The 18026-nt window shown below is 44.4% G+C and carries 14 protein-coding genes; 12 read left to right on the forward strand and 2 right to left on the reverse strand.

Going from position 1 to position 18026, the window contains the following annotated elements; translation table 11 throughout:
* Positions 1-33 precede the first annotated feature (33 nt).
* The 8 genes from ACHZES_RS17095 (at position 34) to ACHZES_RS17130 (ending at position 10200) form a co-directional block, all read left to right on the forward strand.
* On the forward strand, positions 34-1431 hold the full coding sequence (locus ACHZES_RS17095) for an ABC transporter substrate-binding protein (protein WP_038277493.1): 1398 nt from the start codon (positions 34-36) through the stop codon (positions 1429-1431).
* A 190-nt stretch (positions 1432-1621) separates the two neighbouring features.
* Positions 1622-2464, forward strand: coding sequence for a carbohydrate ABC transporter permease (locus ACHZES_RS17100; RefSeq protein ID WP_038277494.1), 843 nt, complete (start codon positions 1622-1624; stop codon positions 2462-2464).
* Positions 2464-3333, forward strand: coding sequence for a carbohydrate ABC transporter permease (locus ACHZES_RS17105; protein WP_038277495.1), 870 nt, complete (start codon positions 2464-2466; stop codon positions 3331-3333). Before ACHZES_RS17100 ends, ACHZES_RS17105 begins: the two co-directional genes overlap by 1 nt.
* 125 nt (positions 3334-3458) lie before the next feature.
* Complete coding sequence (gene malQ, locus ACHZES_RS17110) at positions 3459-4937, forward strand: 4-alpha-glucanotransferase (RefSeq protein ID WP_038277496.1); 1479 nt, start codon at positions 3459-3461, stop codon at positions 4935-4937.
* Positions 4938-4959: 22 nt separating this feature from the next.
* Positions 4960-5994, forward strand: coding sequence for a LacI family DNA-binding transcriptional regulator (locus tag ACHZES_RS17115; RefSeq protein WP_038277497.1), 1035 nt, complete (start codon positions 4960-4962; stop codon positions 5992-5994).
* Positions 5995-6127: 133 nt separating this feature from the next.
* Complete coding sequence (locus tag ACHZES_RS17120) at positions 6128-7876, forward strand: LytS/YhcK type 5TM receptor domain-containing protein (protein WP_395547026.1); 1749 nt, start codon at positions 6128-6130, stop codon at positions 7874-7876.
* Positions 7873-8616, forward strand: coding sequence for a LytTR family DNA-binding domain-containing protein (locus ACHZES_RS17125; protein ID WP_154526069.1), 744 nt, complete (start codon positions 7873-7875; stop codon positions 8614-8616). The genes ACHZES_RS17120 and ACHZES_RS17125 overlap by 4 nt, the downstream gene beginning before the upstream one ends.
* A gap of 144 nt (positions 8617-8760) precedes the next feature.
* Complete coding sequence (locus tag ACHZES_RS17130) at positions 8761-10200, forward strand: carbon starvation protein A (protein WP_038277499.1); 1440 nt, start codon at positions 8761-8763, stop codon at positions 10198-10200.
* A 102-nt stretch (positions 10201-10302) separates the two neighbouring features.
* On the opposite strand, the gene ACHZES_RS17135 is transcribed toward ACHZES_RS17130, so the two are convergent.
* Together ACHZES_RS17135 and ACHZES_RS17140 are read right to left on the reverse strand one after the other, a co-directional pair.
* The gene (locus tag ACHZES_RS17135) at positions 10303-10944 is read right to left on the reverse strand and encodes a peroxiredoxin (RefSeq protein ID WP_395547025.1); all 642 of its coding nucleotides are present in this window, start codon (positions 10942-10944) and stop codon (positions 10303-10305) included.
* A gap of 74 nt (positions 10945-11018) precedes the next feature.
* Positions 11019-13454: a GH36-type glycosyl hydrolase domain-containing protein gene (locus ACHZES_RS17140; RefSeq protein ID WP_395547024.1), complete on the reverse strand. Its 2436-nt coding sequence runs from the start codon at positions 13452-13454 to the stop codon at positions 11019-11021.
* A gap of 291 nt (positions 13455-13745) precedes the next feature.
* On the opposite strand from ACHZES_RS17140, the gene ACHZES_RS17145 reads away from it, so the two are divergent.
* The 4 genes from ACHZES_RS17145 to ACHZES_RS17160 are packed head-to-tail and all read left to right on the forward strand — an operon-like array spanning position 13746 to position 18025.
* A complete protein-coding gene (locus ACHZES_RS17145) occupies positions 13746-14762 on the forward strand; it encodes a LacI family DNA-binding transcriptional regulator (protein ID WP_154526061.1) in 1017 nt (338 codons plus the stop codon).
* A 32-nt stretch (positions 14763-14794) separates the two neighbouring features.
* Positions 14795-16198, forward strand: coding sequence for a carbohydrate ABC transporter substrate-binding protein (locus ACHZES_RS17150; protein ID WP_154526059.1), 1404 nt, complete (start codon positions 14795-14797; stop codon positions 16196-16198).
* A 55-nt stretch (positions 16199-16253) separates the two neighbouring features.
* Positions 16254-17186 (forward strand): carbohydrate ABC transporter permease, encoded by a 933-nt coding sequence (locus ACHZES_RS17155; protein WP_154526057.1) that lies wholly within the window; start codon positions 16254-16256, stop codon positions 17184-17186.
* Complete coding sequence (locus ACHZES_RS17160) at positions 17186-18025, forward strand: carbohydrate ABC transporter permease (RefSeq protein ID WP_395547023.1); 840 nt, start codon at positions 17186-17188, stop codon at positions 18023-18025. The genes ACHZES_RS17155 and ACHZES_RS17160 overlap by 1 nt, the downstream gene beginning before the upstream one ends.
* Position 18026 lies beyond the last annotated feature (1 nt).

Consider the following 18026-nt stretch of genomic DNA (forward strand, 5'->3'; position numbering starts at 1 on the left):
CCGGAAGGTGCAAATGCACGGAAGGAGGATATTATGAAACTAAAAAAACTGGCAGTACTTACTCTGGCTGCGGCAATGGCGGCCGGAACACTGGTTGGTTGTGCTTCCAACAAGAAAACGGAGACAACTGGGGCAGAGCAGAAAACTGAGGCAGCAGAAACCACTACAGCTAAGGCTGGTGATACGGCAGAGGCCAAAGGACAAATCTATTATCTGAATTTTAAGCCTGAAGTTGCGGACATCTGGGTGGAGCTTGCCGGCAAGTATACAGAGGAAACCGGCGTGCCAATGAAGGTACAGACAGCGGCAGCAGGTACCTACGAGCAGACTTTAAAATCAGAAGTAGCTAAGAAAGAACCGCCTACACTGTTTCAGATCAACGGACCAATCGGATATAAGTCCTGGGCAAAATACTGCAAGGATTTAAAGGATTCCACAATCTACAGTCATCTGGTTGATAAAGATATGGCTGTAAAGGATGGAGATGGAGTTTACGGCATTCCTTACGTAGTGGAAGGCTATGGTATTATTTATAATGATGCCATCATGAAAAAGTATTTTGCTCTTGACGGCGCAAAGGCAAAGTCCATGGAAGAGATCAATAACTTTGCTTCTCTTAAAGCTGTAGCAGAAGATATGCAGGCAAGAAAGGCAGACCTTGGTATCGAAGGCGTGTTTGCTTCCACTTCCTTTGCTCCTGGCGAGGATTGGAGATGGCAGACCCATCTGGCTAACCTTCCGGTTTATTATGAGTATAAGGATGACAACGTATCCGACAAGGATGTTCTTGACTTTAAGTATGCTGACAACTACAAAAACATTTTTGACTTATATATTAACAACTCCTGTACAGATCCGAAGATGGTAGGCGCAAAGACTGTTGAGGATTCCATGGCTGAATTTGCTCTTGGCAAGGTTGCTATGGTACAGAACGGAAACTGGGGCTGGGGACAGGTGTCCGGCGTTGACGGAAACACAGTTAAAGAAGAAGATGTGAAATTCCTTCCTATTTACACCGGAGTGAACGGTGAAGAAAAACAGGGACTTTGCATTGGAACAGAAAACTTCTTCTCCATCAACAGCCAGGCTAAGGAAGAGGATCAGCAGGCATCTCTGGATTTCCTTGAGTGGCTCTTCACTTCCAATACAGGAAAAGATTATGTAACCAACAAACTGGGCTTTATCGCTCCGTTTGATACCTTTGCAGCAAATGAAAAACCAACCGATCCGCTTGCAAAAGAGATCGACCGGTATATGAACAACAAGGACTTATATTCTGTGTCCTGGAACTTTACCTCTTTCCCAAGCCAGACCTTTAAAGATAACTTCGGAGCCTCCCTTCTTGAGTACGCTCAGGGTGGTAAGGACTGGAAGGCAGTAGTTGATGATATGAAGGCCGATTGGGCAAATGAAAAAGCTATGACAAAATAAAAATATAAATAGTTTTAAGGGAAATGGGTGAGCGCGGGGGAGATGCCTCACCCATTTTCATACAAGAAATTTGGTCAGCCTCAGCTCATGATATACCTATGCACCCGATGCAGATGATGCGGGGCACGCTGTAAAGCGTGACGGGCCCTGTCCCAAAACCATGGACAGTAATAAAGAAAGGAGAACTGCTATGCAAAAGTCAATGAAACGTTACTTTCCAATATTTGTTTTACCCACACTGGCTGCATTTACCGTTGCATTCCTGTACCCGTTTATCATAGGTATTTATTTATCCTTTACGGAATTCACCACAGTAAAGGATGCGTCTTGGGTAGGGATTTCCAATTATAAAAAGATATTTATGGACCGGAATTTTATCAATGCATTGATATTTACCGTGAAGTTTACCATCGTGTCAGTAGTGAGCATCAATACCCTGGGGTTTCTGCTGGCCTATGTTCTCACAAGAGGGATTAAAGGAACCAATCTATTCCGAACTGTGTTCTTCATGCCTAATCTAATCGGCGGTATTGTGCTGGGCTATGTCTGGCAGCTGCTGTTAAACGGTATTCTTGCAAGGTTTGGAGTTACCCTTTCTTTTAGCGCCAAGTACGGCTTTTGGGGCCTGGTAATCTTAATGAACTGGCAGCTAATCGGGTATATGATGATTATTTACATTGCCGGGCTTCAAAATGTTCCGGGAGAGATGATTGAGGCCGCAAGGATCGATGGGGCTACCAGATTCCAGATATTAAAGCAAATTATGATCCCCATGGTCATGCCATCATTTACCATCTGTCTGTTTCTGACCTTAACAAATTCCTTTAAGCTGTTTGACCAGAACCTTGCGCTTACTGCAGGAGGACCGGGAAGGCAGACCAGCATGCTGGCCCTTGATATTTACAGTACCTTTTACGGCAGAGTGGGCTGGGAAGGGGTAGGCCAGGCAAAGGCCACGGTGTTCTTTCTTATGGTTGCGGTCATATCACTGACCCAGCTTACATTAACCCGTCGTAAGGAGGTGGAGAACTGATGAGCAGAAAAGGAAGAAATTTCGAGACTCAGCAAATGGAGGTAGGAAAAACTACGGGAGCGATCTTAACGGCTGTATTAGCTGTCCTTTCCCTGACATTTTTATTTCCTATTATACTGGTTCTTATGAACTCCTTTAAAAGCAAGCTGTTTATCAGCGATGCACCGTTTCAGCTTCCTAAGGCAGGCACCTATGTAGGGCTTACCAATTATGTGGAAGGCATCCGGAAAACAGGGCTTTTTCCGGCTTTTGGAAGGTCCCTGTTTATTACGGTAGCTTCTGTGGCTGTGATTATTCTGTTTACCTCCATGACAGCCTGGTTTTTAACCAGAGTGAAATCCGTATTTACGAACATCTTATATTACGTTTTCGTATTTGCCATGATCGTGCCGTTTCAGATGGTCATGTTCACCATGTCAAAGACAGCAAATGACTTGTATTTAAACTCCATGTACGGTCTTGTGCTTCTTTATTTGGGTTTTGGCGCCGGGCAGGCGGTATTCTTGTTCTGTGGTTTTGTTAAGGCCATACCTCTTGAAATCGAAGAAGCGGCTATGATCGACGGCTGCTCTCCCGTTCAGACTTATTTTCATGTGGTATTCCCCATGTTAAGGCCTACGGCAGTGACCGTCGCCATCTTAAATGCCATGTGGATTTGGAACGATTATTTACTTCCAAGCTTGATTCTTCCTCAGGAAAAAGGTACAATACCAATGGTTATTCAGAATTTAAAAGGCGGATATGGTTCCATTGATATGGGAGCCATGATGGCAATGCTGGTTCTGGCGATTTTTCCTATCATTGTATTTTATTTAAGTTGTCAGAAATATATCATAAAGGGCGTAGCTGCAGGTGCGGTAAAAGGCTAGGAAGTCAAATATACGCAGCAAACTATGGAGTATTTGACCCTTGCAGCATCCGTCAGATGCAGGAATAAAAAGACTCCTGCGATTGGCTCATTGCTTGCAGAATTAACAGAAAAAGGAGACTGATTATGCGGGAATGTGGTATGTTGCTCCCAGTTGCAAGCCTTCCGTCAAAATACGGGATCGGGGCATTTTCAAAAGAGGCATATGAATTTATTGATTTATTAAAAAAAGCAGGTCAGCAGTACTGGCAGATACTCCCTCTGGGGCCCACAGGCTATGGGGACTCTCCTTATCAGTCATTCTCCGCATTTGCGGGAAATCCGTATTTCATTGATCTTGATGAGCTGACTGCAGAAGGGCTGCTTACCATAGAGGAATGCGAAGCCGCAGATTTTGGAGATGATCCGAGAGATATTGACTATGAAAAAATGTATTATAACCGTTTTCCTTTGTTGAGGAAGGCTTATGGACGGTGGAAGGAGCAGGGCCATCCGTCAGATGAGCCAGGGAGACTTCTTGGAGAGGAAACAGCCGGATACTGCTTTTACATGGCGGTTAAGGATCATTTTAAAGGAAAGAGCTGGATCTGCTGGGATGAAGATATCCGCCTCCGAAGGGAAGAGGCTGTTTCCCGGTATGAAAAGGAACTGTCAGATGAGATTGGATTTTATGGCTTCCTTCAGATGAAATTTGAAGAGCAGTGGAGCCGATTAAAGTCCTATGCAGGGGAACAGGGCATCAGGATCATCGGCGACATCCCCATCTATGTGGCATTTGACAGTGCGGATTCCTGGTTTCATCCGGAACTGTTCCAGTTTGATGAAACCTGCGAGCCTGTTGCAGTGGCAGGCTGCCCGCCGGACGGATTTTCTGCCACCGGGCAGTTATGGGGAAATCCCCTTTACCGCTGGGATTATCATGGAAAAACAGGCTACGAATGGTGGATGAAGCGCATGGAATACAGCTTCCGCCTTTACGATGTGGTGAGGGTGGATCATTTCCGCGGCTTTGATGAATATTATTCCATTCCGGCAGGAAGCGAGAATGCCGTTCGCGGTACCTGGGAAAAAGGACCTGGAATTGATATTTTCAACAAGATGAGAGAACGATTCGGGACGCTGGATATCATAGCGGAAGACCTTGGCTTTTTGACTCCATCGGTTTTAAAACTGGTTAAGGATACGGGATTTCCAGGTATGAAGGTGCTGGAATTTGCGTTTGATTCCAGAGAGGAAAGCGATTATCTGCCTCACAACTATACACAGAACTGCGTGGTATACACAGGAACCCATGATAATAATACCATCAGGGGCTGGTATGAAGAATTGTCCAAGGAGGACCGCCAGCTTTCCGTTGATTATATGAATAACGGGAGAACACCGAGAGAAGAGATCCACTGGGATTTTATCCGTCTGGCTCTGGCAAGTGTTGCCAAGCTGGCCGTGATACCGGTACAGGATTATCTGGGTCTTAGTGTAGAGGCCAGGATCAATGTGCCTTCCACCCTTGGGAAAAACTGGAGATGGCGCTTGGGTCCCGGTGAAATTACAGAAGAGATTGTGGAAAAATGCAGAAAAATTGCCAGGCTTTACGGCAGGGCATGATGAAAGGAGATGAGTATTTCTGATGGACTCCATTAATATTAAGGATATAGCCAGATTGTGCGGGGTTGGTGTGAGTACCGTATCCCGGGCCATCAATAACCATCCAGATATCAATCCAGAGACAAAGAACATGATCATGCAGGTGATTAAGGAAAACAACTATATTCCCAATAACAGCGCGCGGAATTTAAAACGTACCGATTCCAGGGCCATTGCGGTGCTGATCAAAGGGATCGGCAATCCCTTTTTCAGCAAGATGATCCGTATTTTCGAGGAGGAGATCCAGAAAAAGAAATACTCATTCATCCTGCAGCGGGTCGATGAGCAGGAGGATGAGGTAGATGTGGCTTTGGAACTGATCAAGGAAAAGAAGCCAAGGGGAATCGTGTTTCTTGGAGGATATTTTTCCCACAGCAGGGAAGAGCTGGAACAGCTGACCGTACCTTTTGTGTTAAGTACCATCGGAATGACAGAGTACTTGGGCGAATCTCCTGATTTTTCCTGTGTGTCCGTAGATGACTACGCGGAAAGCTACAAAATGACGGATTACTTATGTAAACTTGGACATAAAAAAATCCTTATCCTGACCGCTCCTTCTGATGATGAGAGCATCGGCCGCCTCCGTTTGGAAGGATATAAAAAGGCACTTTTCGATAACGGAATCACCCCTTCCCCATCTCTGATTACATTTTCAGAGGAATGCGAGGAATGCTATTCCATGGAAAACGGGTATCGGATGATGAACCGTGTTCTAAATGAAAAGTCGGAATTTACAGCCGTTTATGCGATTTCAGACAGCATTGCCATCGGTGCCTGCAAAGCCATCTTTGAGCGTGGCATGCGGATACCGGAAGATTATTGTATGGCCGGCTATGACGGCCTTGATATTGCCCGCTATTATAACCCTTCTATCACCACCATACGCCAGCCGGTGGAAGAGATGGCAAAGGCCACTATTAAGATCTTATTCGATGTGATCAAAAATAAGGCGGAGCATCAGAAAAAGGTTTTTAGAGCCGAACTGATAGAAGGCGAGTCTACAAGAAGAGTAAAATAATTTCACATGCCATGAAGCAATCCCTCCAGATCAAATGGAAAATCATGAGTAAATTTGTCAATTGTGCTGCATTTTTACTTATTATTTGATATAATTTTATTATATCTTATATTTGATCAAGGAGGGATTTTCCATGCCTGATACCATGTTTTTCAGTCTCCTGTTAAATATTGGCCTCCTGGTACTCATCGCCACTTTGCTGACTAAAATACCTATCGTACGCAGCATGCTTTTGTACGATAAAAATTCTGTCGGATGCACGGTAACCCTAGCAGTCATATTCGGTCTCGTCAGTATTATTTCCACCTATACGGGTGTGCACGAACAGGGCGCCATTGTTAATACCCGTGTGATCGGCGTATTAGCGGCCGGCCTATTAGGGGGGCCTTGGGTAGGTATGGGGGCGGCCCTGATCGGAGGTCTGCACCGTTACTTTTTTGATATTGGCGGCTTTACTGCCGTTTCCTGTGCCGTATCTACCCTGATGGAAGGCCTTGCAGGGTGTATTTTCTCCCGCCGTTTCAAAGGGGGAAAAATAGACAGTACCGGAATCTTCCTGCTTACTGCGATTGTGGAAACGGGACAGATGGCAATTATCCTCCTGATCTCAAGGCCATTTCCGGCGGCCGTACAGTTGGTGAAGGTGATTGCATTCCCAATGATCATCATGAACGCACTGGGTATGATCATCTTTTTAGGAACCTTTAACATGGTATTTATGGAGGAAGACAGCCAGTTTGCCGAAAAGATGCGCCTGGCACTGGGAATTGTGGAGCAAAGCCTGCCCCATCTGCGAAAAGGCTTATATAGCACAGAGGATATGGAAGCTGCTGCGGAAATCATTTACCGCTCCACATCCTGTGCAGCCATATTAATCACCGATACCCGGAAGATCCTGGCTATGAAATCTGATGCAGGGTTATGCGCTTTAAAAGGAGATTCCATCCTGGCCCCTATTCTGGCCTCTCTTAATGGACGGAATTCCACTATTTATGATTATGCAGAAAAAGATGACCCTTTTTATCCCATTTTAAAAAACCATATGATTGTGGCTGCTCCTTTGATCGAAATGGACCACTTAATCGGCAGCCTGACCATGGTGGTGAAAAAGCATTGGCACAGTTCACGGTCTGACTTAAGCTTTGCTTCTGAACTTGCCAGGCTTTTCTCCACTCAGCTGGAGCTTTCTTATCTGGAATACCAGAAAAAGCTGCGACGCAAAGCGGAGTTTAAGGCTTTGCAGTCCCAGGTAAACCCCCATTTTTTATACAATGCACTCAATACAATATCTTACGTCAGCCGGGAGAACTCGGACCGGGCAAGGGAACTTCTCCGCTCTCTCTCTACCTACTACCGGCAGACTCTGGAAAATGACCAGTATATGCTGAATCTGCATACGGAACTTTATCACATCTCAAGCTATCTGGATCTTGAAAAAGCGAGATTTGAAGAAAAGCTATGTGTGGAAATCAACATTGACGAGGACTTAAACTGTATGGTTCCCGCCTTTATTCTCCAGCCGCTGGTGGAAAATGCCGTGCGTTACGGTGCTGATCAAATGGGAAACCGCCTGGTATCCATTAAGGCCCATGCAGACAGCGACTGGATTGAAATAGCGGTTTCCGACAATGGAACGGGATTTCCCCAGGAGATTCTTACACGGCTGTATGCAGGACAGAGCTATGGCGGTGTGGGCTTGGAGAACGTTCATAAGCGGTTAATGAGCATCTATGGACAGGATCACGGGCTTCATATTCAAAGTTCAGAAAATGGCTCCAAGGTCTATTTTCTGATCCCCGCGGCAGTTTCAGAATCCAGGTATGTGGAAGAGCTTGCTGCAACCACTTATTCTAAAAACAAAGGAATGGAGGAATCATCATGAAAATTGCAGTGATCGATGACGAGCGTCCTGCCCGTAAAGAGCTGATCCATCAGATTTTATCTGTTTTGCCGGACAGCCTGATAAAAGAAGCCGGCAGCGGAGCCGCCGCTCTGGAACTTCTTGAGGACCAATCCTTTGATCTTTTGTTTTTGGATATTAACTTAAATGACATGGAAGGAACTACGCTGGCATCGGCGGCAAAGTGCATGCTGCCGGAGGCCCAGATTGTTTTTGCTACGGCCTACTCCCAATATGCGGTGAAGGCATTTGAACTGGGGGTAAGTAATTATATCCTGAAACCTTTTGATCCGGAAAGAGTACGGCTGGTCCTTGAAAAATGCAGCCGGGATCTGGAAAGGTCGCAAAAAGAAAAGATCCAGTCGGAAGACAGGCTTCCGCCCTTTCCAGTCAATCGGATGCCAATCTGCGTGAACCGTACCATCACACTGCTGGACATCAATCAGATCGTTTATCTTGAAACCTGCCTAAGAAGCTGCATCATACATACGGTCTCAAAGGATTACACGGAAAACCAGCTGCTTGGAGAATACGAAAAACGTCTGGTGCCTTATGGCTTCTGCCGCATCCATAAGAGCTATCTGGTCAATTTAAATTATATCGCGGAAATGTTTCCCTGGGCCGGCAACAGTATGGCGGTTAAGATGCAGGGATTTGAACAAAATATCCTTCCAGTAGGAAGGGAAAAAGTCAAACATCTAAGACATCTCATCGGAATTTAAATACTTCCATCCGGTTTATGACAGCCATTCTGCATTTTGTGCATTTAGCACTTACGTTCATGCAAATATCATTTATTTTTGTACATATTATTGTATAATCGGTGATAAGAATGGTTTTCATAATATTTTACAGGAGGTATGAATATGATAAGTTTCTTTGCGTGTTTGGCACTGTTAATCATCGGCTTCTTAACCTACAGCAAGGTGGCTGAAAAGGTTTTCGGACCGGATGACAGAAAACCCCCTGCTCTAACCATGACAGACGGGAGTGATTATGTACCAATGGGAACACCCAGGATTTTTCTGATCCAGCTTTTAAACATTGCAGGTCTTGGGCCCATTTTCGGTGCTCTGGCCGGAGCCTGCTGGGGACCAAGCGTTTTCTTATGGATCACCTTTGGTACCCTTTTAGGTGGAGGCATCCATGATTATATGGTTGGCATGATGTCCATGCGCCATAAAGGAGCCAGTGTTTCTGAGCTTACGGGTACATACTTAGGAAATACCATGAAGCAGGTCATGCGGGTGTTTTCCGTGATCCTTCTGGTCCTGGTCGGGGTTGCCTTTTCAACCGGTCCCGCAAATCTCTTAGCCATGCTGACTCCGGATATACTTAATTCCCGTTTTTGGCTTGCTGTAGTATTGATTTACTATTTTATTGCGACATTTGTCCCTATCGACAAGGTCATCGGCAAGATCTACCCGTTTTTTGGCATCTGTCTGATTGTTATGGCGCTGGGGGTAGGAGGTGCCATTCTTTTTAAAGGTTACCATATCCCTGAAATCACCTTGTCAAACCTTCATCCGTCAGGAAATCCCATCTGGCCGACTATGTTCATATCTGTTGCATGCGGTGCTATTTCCGGCTTTCATGCAACCCAGTCTCCGCTTATGGCGCGCTGTCTTACCAATGAAAAGGACGGCCGCAAGGTATTTTACGGAGCAATGGTGGCAGAGGGTGTGATCGCTCTGATCTGGGCGGCTGCAGGTGTTGCGTTTTACGACGGTACCGGTGGACTTTTAACTGCACTGGGCAACGGACAATCCAGCGTAGTCTATGAAATCTGCTTCAAACTTTTAGGACCGGTGGGTGCGGTCATCGCTATGATCGGAGTTATTGCCTGTCCCATTTCTTCTGCAGATACCGCTTATAGAAGCGCCAGGCTTACGTTGGCCGACTGGTTCCAACTGGACCAGAAGCCCGTGAAAAACCGTCTGATTCTTACCATACCCCTTCTGGCAGTCGGCTCCATACTGACTCAGTTCGATGTACAGATTGTATGGAGATACTTCTCATGGAGCAACCAGACCCTGGCCATGATCGCACTCTGGTCAGCAAGCGTATATTTATTCCAGAGAAAACGTTTTTACTGGATTACAGTAGTTCCGGCAACTTTTATGTCCGCAGTATCCTTTACTTACATTCTGATTGCAAAAGAAGGCTTCCAGCTTTCCACCGGCATTGCTTATCCGGCTGGTATCCTGTTTGCTGCTGCATGCTTTGGAGTTTTCGTTTATACTTGCATTCTTGGTAAAGGTAAAGATACTCCCAATGTCTCAGAAGAAGAAAAGGCCACGGCATAATTCCGAAATGGGTTAGACCAAAAGAAAGGCTGCTGCAAAGCTAACTTATGTTAGTTTTGCAGCAGCCTTTTTTAATTGGCGCGGCTTAAGTTTACTGCATGATCAGCAGGGCTCATTTTTATAGCACCAAAACCAGTCGACGCAATTTAAATCCGTTGTTTCAGGTGCATTGATCCGTTCTAGCGATTGATTATAAGTACCAGGCGGAGGAACCATTGCAGGACTGCCTGGCACCCAATTTGCAGGAGTTACTACGCCGCATTTGTCTGTTGTCTGAAGAGCAGTTAACAGGCGCAGTATTTCAGAAATGTTTCTGCCGTTCGTTAGAGGATAGACCAGGATCGCACGAATGATCTGATTCGGATCTATGAAAAATACATTTCGAACGGTTTCCTGCTTATTGACGTCCGGAGCAATCATGCCATAAAGGTTTGCAACTTCAGCCATGCGGTCTGCAATGACTGGAAACGGAATTTGAACGCCCGTTAATAAACGGATTTGATTTACCCATGCCAGATGGGAAGGGTTACTGTCTATGCTTAAACCGATCAGTTTTGCATTTAATGCTTCAAACTGGTCGTTCGCCTGTGCAAATGCGATAAATTCGGTCGTGCATACAGGCGTAAAGTCGCCTGGGTGAGAAAACAAAATTACCCATTGTCCTTTGTAATCAGACAGCTTTAACGGTCCAAATGTTGTCATAGCAGTAAAATCAGGGGCTTTCATGCCAATGCTAACGTTCATAATTCTTCCTTGAAATTAACTCATGTTATTATATGACAGTATGAATGATGTGTTTCGAAATAATTGTTTTTTGCTTAGTCCCAAGTGAGAGAAATATGGTATTTCTTCTTTCCTTCCACGTATGGGATTTCTTTTCCTTCCACAGGTTTCCCATCCACCAGCATGGTAAGAGTTCCATGATTGTTTTGTTTGGCATGATCCACATGGATATAATAATCCGCTCCCCGGAATTTCCGGACAGCGGAAAATTCCCCGATGGAATCCGGCAGGCAGGGGTCTACGATTAACCCGTTGAAGCCGGGGCGGATCCCTAAAATATACTGGGAGATACATACAAATGACCATGCAGCCGTTCCTGTCAGCCAGCTGTTTTTGGCTTCTCCGAAATGAGCCGCATCTTTTCCGGCAATCATCTGTGCATAAACATAAGGTTCTGCTTTATAGATTTCATTGTTGCCTTCTATATGAGCCGGAGAAGTGCGCCGGTAGACTTCAAATGCCCGGTTGCCTCTTCCGATCATGGTTTCTGCAATGGAAATCCAGGGATTATTGTGACAGAAAATACCTGCGTTTTCCTTGTAGCCAGGAGGATAAGAGGAAATCTCTCCAAGGCTTTCCTGATAACTGGTGTATGCCGGCTGCAGCAGGACGATCCCACAGGCTGTATCCAGTTTTTCAATTACGCTGTCCAAAGCTTTTTTTGCATGGCCTTCCTCAATACCGATTCCACCCATGATACAAAAACCTTGAGGTTCAATGAAAATCTGTCCTTCCCTGCATTCTTTGGATCCGACCTTCTGGCCAAATGCATCATAGGCGCGTAAAAACCAGCTTCCATCCCAGCCAAACTGAATCACGGCATCGTATACTTCCTGTACAGAGGCTTCTGCCTCCTCTGCTTCAGTTTTTAGCCCGATCAAGCGGCAGATTTCCGCATATTCTTTTCCGTATTTTACAAACATTCCTGCGATCATTAAGGATTCTGCTACAGGTCCTTCCGAGGGTCCGGTAGTTTGAAAGGACTCTCCGGGCTCTGTAGAAAAGCAGTTTAAATTCAGACAGTCATTCCAGTCAGCCCGCCCAATCAGGGGCAGACCATGAGGGCCCAGATTTGTCCTGGTAAATTGGAAAGACCGCCTCAAATGTTCCATAAGCGGCTGGCTTTTTTCTAAGTCGTTATCAAAGGGTACGGATTCCTTTAAAATACTTAAGTCTCCAGTTTCCCTGATATAAGCCGATACACCGGCAATGAGCCATAAGGGATCGTCGTTGAATCCGCTTCCGATGTCCATATTCCCCTTTTTTGTAAGAGGCTGGTACTGGTGATAGGCACTTCCATCTTCAAACTGGGTGGAAGCGATGTCGATGATTCGTTCCCTGGCTCTTTCCGGGATCATATGTACGAATCCAAGCAAATCCTGGCAGGAATCCCGAAAGCCCATACCACGGCCGGTACCTGATTCGTAATAGGAGGCGGAGCGGGACATATTAAAGGTTACCATGCACTGATACTGGTTCCAGATGTTTACCATGCGGGCTGTTTTCTCATCGGCCATGGTAACGGAATAGTTGGAAAGCAGCTCTTCCCAGTAATGCTTTAATGCGGCGATAGCCTCATCAACCTGTTGGTCTGTTTGATATTTTGACAGAACAGACTTAGCCGGTTCTTTGTTGATGACATTGGGAGCAGTCCACTTTTGTTCCTTAGGATTCTCGGCATAGCCCAGTACGAAGATGAAACTGGTCTCTTCCCCGGGCTCTAAATGGAGCGTTAACCGGTGGGAACCGATGGGAGACCAGCCGCTTGCCATGGAATTTCCTGAGGTGTTATTTTTCACCATAAGCGGCATCTGATTGGAGCCATATACACCCACAAATGTGTTTCTGTCCGTGTCAAAGCCCTGAATATCTGAATTGACTGCGTAATAAGCGTAATGGTTGCGCCTCTCTCTGTACTCTGTCTTATGGTAAATGACTGAGCCTTCCACCTCAACTTCTCCGGTGCTTAAATTCCGCTGAAAATTGGTCATGTCATCCACAGCGTTCCATAAACAAAATTCCACATAGGAGAACAAGGTAAAATCTTTTGATTCTTCGCTTTCGTTTTTTAAGATAACCTTATGGACTTCACAAGTGTCATGCAAGGGCACAAAGGCTGTGACAGAGGCAGATAAGCCATTTTTTCTTCCTTGGTAGCGGGTAACTCCCAGTCCGTGCCGGCATTCATAAAAATCCAGGGGTGTCTGGGTGGGCTGCCAACCAGGATTCCAGATGGTGCCGTTTTCATTGATATAATAGTAGTGTCCGTTACTGTCCAGGGGAACGTTGTTATAGCGGTACCGGGTCAGCCTTAACAGCTTTGCGTCTTTATAGAAGCTGTAGCCGCCTCCAGTGTTGGAAACCAGGGAAAAGAAATCTTGACTGCCCAGATAATTGATCCATGGAACGGGAGTATCTGGAGTTGTAATAACATATTCTTTTTCCTGGTCGTCGAAATATCCGTATTTCATATTCGAATAGCTCCTTTCTGATTGGATGATAAAATTACATAATTCGACATTTTACGAAAACGATTAAGATAAGGATTATGGAACTATAGGGCCATAATAACTCATACATTTTTAAAATACAATAGTTATTTATAAAAATAAATAGGATCATATTCATATAATGGTAAAAGTGCATAAAACAAACTGCTAAAAACTATATAAACTAGATAAAAAAACAAAAATATATTGCATTTTCTTCTGGAAAGGAGTATATTGAGGTTACGAAAACGATTAAGTAAAAGGAAGAGACATATGATTTCAATGAAGGAACTGGCACAGCACTGTGGAGTATCTGTTGCTACAGTAAGCAAAGCACTTAATGACCAGAGCGACATCGGGGAGAGCACAAAAACCAAGATCAAAGAAGCAGCAGTAAAGCTGGGATATTATCCTAACGCAGCTGCAAGGTCTTTAAAAACAAACAGAAGCTACAACATCGGCGTTTTATTTGTTGACGAGGCCAACAGCGGCTTGACTCATGAATATTTCGCAGCGGTACTGGAAGCCTTTAAGGTCGAGGCAGAGAAACAGGGGTATGATATCACATTTATCAATAGTCAGATAGGAACGAAGAAAGTTTCTTATTATGATCATTGTAAATACAGAAATGTGGATGGTGTGGTAATCGCTTGTGTAAATTTTGATAACCCGGAGGTAATCGACCTTTTGGGAGGTGACATTCCCGTGGTTACCATTGACCATATCCACGAAAACTGTTCCTCGGTTTTGTCTGATAACATTAAGGGGATCCAGACTCTGATGGAATATATCTATGAAAATGGGCACAGAAAAATTGCATACATTCACGGACAGATAAATACGGCCGTTACAAAGGCAAGACTTACAAGTTTTTACCGGTTTATAGAGAGTCACAATCTGCGTATTCCGGACAATTATGTATTGGAAGCAGATTATCTGGATGTCAGCCAGGCTATGGCATACACCAGGGAACTGCTGGACAGAAAAGATTCACCCACCTGTATTTTATACCCGGATGATACGGCATTAATAGGCGGGTTAAATGAAATACGTGCGAGAAACTTAAGGGTTCCGGAGGATATCTCCATTGCCGGATATGATGGCAGCCGGATCTCACAGCTATTGAATCCCAAGCTGACTACCATACATCAGAATACGGCCGCCATTGGTATGCAGGCCGCTAAAAAATTAATAAGCTCCATCGAGAAGCCCAAAACAACTTTTACGGAACAGATCATTGTGGAAGGAGAGCTGTTAAAGGGGGAATCGGTTGGAAAAGCAACTATTTAATGATAGTTTATATCAGAAAAGGAGAGGGTAATATGAGGAAAAAAGTAGTAAGCGGATTATTGTGTGCTGCAATGGCAGCATCCCTGATTGGAGGCTGCAGTTCCAAGAGCGCTCAAAATACTCAGAGCCAAAGCGGAACTCCTGAGGCCACCAGTAAGGAAGCAGCTGAAGAAAAGGGAGCTGGCAGTACAGAGGGGAAAGTCGTAAATATCTATGTTTGGAATGATGAATTTAAGACAAGATATGAGGATTATTACTCTTCCAAACTGCCTGCGGGGTATACGGTTAACTTTATAACAACTCCCAGCGAAAATAATGCCTATCAGAATGCTCTCGATGAGGCTTTATTAAATCAGGCAAATGCAAAAGCAGATGATAAGGTCGATATGTTTCTGGTAGAGGCGGATTATATTTTGAAATATGTGAATTCCGACAGTACCATTGATTTAAAGGACATCGGCATCACGGATCAGGATATGTCCAAACAATATAACTATACCAAAGAGATCGCTCAGGATGGAAGCGGTGCACAGAAGGGAATTTCCTGGCAGGGCTGCCCTGGACTCTATATTTACCGCCGTTCCATCGCAAAGGCTGTGCTTGGAACTGACGATCCGGCAGAAGTTCAGAAGGCAATCAATGATTGGGATTCCTTTGACAAGACCGCAGAAAAGATGAAAGAAAAAGGATATTATATGGTATCTGGTTTTGATGATACCTATCGTACCTTTTCCAATAACGTTTCCGCTCCTTGGGTGGATGGAAATAAGGTTGTCATTGATCCAAACATAGAAAAATGGGTGGAGCAGACAAAAGATTATACGGATAAGGGATATAACCAGAAGACCATTCTTTGGGCAGCAGAATGGGCGGCTGGTCAGGGACCGGAAGGAAAAGTATTCGGCTACTTCATGCCTGCATGGGGTGTGGACTTCGTTATGGCAGGAAACTCCCTTGAAAAGGCAGAAGCAGATGGAGGAAAACAGGAAGTAGGGAATGGCTGCTATGGTGACTGGGCTGCTACCATTGGCCCGGAGTCTTATAACTGGGGCGGAACCTGGATTTGTGCAGCTAACGGTACGGATAATGGGGATATCGTAGCGGACATTATGAGAACTATTTGCTGTGATGATGCCACAATGAAAAAGATCGTAGAAGAAAAGAATGACTTTGTCAATAACAAGACTGTTATGGAAGAATTGGCAAAGAGTGATTATAAGTCCCAATTCCTTGGAGGGCAGAATCCACTTCAGATGTATTGCGATGCGGCTGCAAAAATTGATATGAGTAAAATCTCTCCTTATGACCAGGGGCTTAATGAAGAATTCCAGACTGCAATGCATGATTACTTTAATGGAACCGTTGACAAAGATACGGCAATGAAGAATTTTTACACCGCAATTTCTGAAAAGTATCCGGATTTAAAGATAGAATAGTTGCAAGCTGCAGGGCGGAGGGTATCCCGCCCTGCATAATACAGGAGGTTTTCCAATGGTAAAAGAAAAGAAGGCAAAGACCAGAAAAAAAATCAGCTATGCGAAATGGGGATATATTTTTTTGATACCATTTTTTGCCACTTATTTTATATTCTCCTTTATCCCCCTGGTAAATACTTTTTATAACAGCCTGTTTGAAAATTATCGATCCGGATTGACACAGATTGGTCCAAACTTTGTGGGACTGCAAAATTACATATCTATTTTTCAGAGTGACTTACTTAAGTATCTGGGCAATACCATGATTCTTTGGATTATCGGTTTTATTCCCCAGATTATTATTTCTCTGATTCTGGCAGTCTGGTTTGCAGATTTCAGGTTAAGGTTAAAAGGAAGTTCTTTCTTTAAGACCATTATCTATATGCCAAATGTCATTATGGCGGCTTCTTTTGCCATGCTGTTTTTTGCTCTGTTCTCCGATGACGGCCCTATGAATAACTTACTTATTAATCTGGGGATCTTAAACAGCCCGTTCCGTTTTCTTGCGACCGTCTGGGGGACCAGAGGTCTGATCGGGCTTATGAACTTTATGATGTGGTTTGGAAATACAACAATTCTTTTGATGGCTGCGATTCTTGGTGTGGATTCCTCTTTATTTGAGGCTGCTTCCATTGACGGAGCAAAATCACTGCAGATATTCACAAAGATAACGATGCCTACCATTAAACCTATATTTATTTATGTCCTGATCACTTCCCTGATCGGTGGACTGCAGATGTTTGATGTGCCTCAGGTACTGACAAATGCAAAGGGGAGTCCGGACAGAACCAGTACTACCCTGATTATGTTTTTAAACAACCATCTCTATAGTAAGAATTATGGCATGGCAGGTGCCTTATCGGTAATACTCTTTGTCATTACGGCGGCACTCAGTCTGGTGGTATTCTTTGTACTGACCGGTGCAGGGAAAAGGAGAGGAGGAAAATAATGGGCAAGACGATGAATATAAAGAAGGCCGTTGCATATGTGTTTTTGTCACTTTTGGCGTTTTTATGCCTCTTCTTCTTTTATTGTCTGATCATAAATGCAACCAGGTCCCATCCGGAGATTTCAAAAGGATTTTCCTTTATTCCGGGTAAGTCCTTTGGCTCAAATTTATATAACGTACTACATAATAAGAATCTTCCGGTCATTTATGGGATCGTCAACAGTCTTCTGATAGCCGGAAGCTCTGCGGCGCTTGCGGTATATGTTTCGGCTCTGACTGCTTATGCCATCCATGCATATGAATTCAGGCTGCGAAATATGGTTTATCTGTTTATCGTTTTGATTATGATGATTCCCAATCAGGTAACGACCCTGGGTTTTTTACGGCTGATCAATAGAATGGGGCTTATGGACAGTTTTGTTCCGCTTATCTTACCTTCTATGGCTGCTCCGGTGGTGTTTTATTTCATGGTCTCCTATTTCGAGAGCAATCTTCCCCTTGAGATAATCGAATCGGCAAGAATCGATGGATCCCATGAATTCTATACCTTTAATACGATTGTAATTCCTATTGTTAAGCCGGCACTTGCAGTACAGGGCATCTTTGCATTCGTGGCTTCCTGGAACAATTACTTTGTACCCTCTTTGGTACTGAAATCCAATGCGAAAAAGACATTGCCGATTCTGATCGCTCAGCTTCGAAGCGCGGATTTTCTAAAGTTTGACATGGGGCAGGTTTATATGTTAATTACCATTGCAATTGTACCGGTAGCGATTATTTATTTATGCTTATCTAAATTTATTATCGGCGGTGTGACTGCCGGGAGTGTGAAAGGATAAA

The organism is Lacrimispora sanguinis (genome assembly GCF_044987295.1).
Lineage (GTDB): Bacteria > Bacillota > Clostridia > Lachnospirales > Lachnospiraceae > Lacrimispora > Lacrimispora celerecrescens_B.

What these genes read in the sequence shown, in the direction of transcription:
- ACHZES_RS17095 (WP_038277493.1), top strand. Translation starts at nt 34, where the DNA reads ATGAAACTAAAAAAACTGGCAGTACTTACTCTGGCTGCGGCAATGGCG.
- ACHZES_RS17100 (WP_038277494.1), top strand. Translation starts at nt 1,622, where the DNA reads ATGCAAAAGTCAATGAAACGTTACTTTCCAATATTTGTTTTACCCACA.
- ACHZES_RS17105 (WP_038277495.1), top strand. Translation starts at nt 2,464, where the DNA reads ATGAGCAGAAAAGGAAGAAATTTCGAGACTCAGCAAATGGAGGTAGGA.
- malQ (WP_038277496.1), top strand. Translation starts at nt 3,459, where the DNA reads ATGCGGGAATGTGGTATGTTGCTCCCAGTTGCAAGCCTTCCGTCAAAA.
- ACHZES_RS17115 (WP_038277497.1), top strand. Translation starts at nt 4,960, where the DNA reads ATGGACTCCATTAATATTAAGGATATAGCCAGATTGTGCGGGGTTGGT.
- ACHZES_RS17120 (WP_395547026.1), top strand. Translation starts at nt 6,128, where the DNA reads ATGCCTGATACCATGTTTTTCAGTCTCCTGTTAAATATTGGCCTCCTG.
- ACHZES_RS17125 (WP_154526069.1), top strand. Translation starts at nt 7,873, where the DNA reads ATGAAAATTGCAGTGATCGATGACGAGCGTCCTGCCCGTAAAGAGCTG.
- ACHZES_RS17130 (WP_038277499.1), top strand. Translation starts at nt 8,761, where the DNA reads ATGATAAGTTTCTTTGCGTGTTTGGCACTGTTAATCATCGGCTTCTTA.
- ACHZES_RS17135 (WP_395547025.1), bottom strand. Translation starts at nt 10,944, where the DNA reads ATGAACGTTAGCATTGGCATGAAAGCCCCTGATTTTACTGCTATGACA.
- ACHZES_RS17140 (WP_395547024.1), bottom strand. Translation starts at nt 13,454, where the DNA reads ATGAAATACGGATATTTCGACGACCAGGAAAAAGAATATGTTATTACA.
- ACHZES_RS17145 (WP_154526061.1), top strand. Translation starts at nt 13,746, where the DNA reads ATGATTTCAATGAAGGAACTGGCACAGCACTGTGGAGTATCTGTTGCT.
- ACHZES_RS17150 (WP_154526059.1), top strand. Translation starts at nt 14,795, where the DNA reads ATGAGGAAAAAAGTAGTAAGCGGATTATTGTGTGCTGCAATGGCAGCA.
- ACHZES_RS17155 (WP_154526057.1), top strand. Translation starts at nt 16,254, where the DNA reads ATGGTAAAAGAAAAGAAGGCAAAGACCAGAAAAAAAATCAGCTATGCG.
- ACHZES_RS17160 (WP_395547023.1), top strand. Translation starts at nt 17,186, where the DNA reads ATGGGCAAGACGATGAATATAAAGAAGGCCGTTGCATATGTGTTTTTG.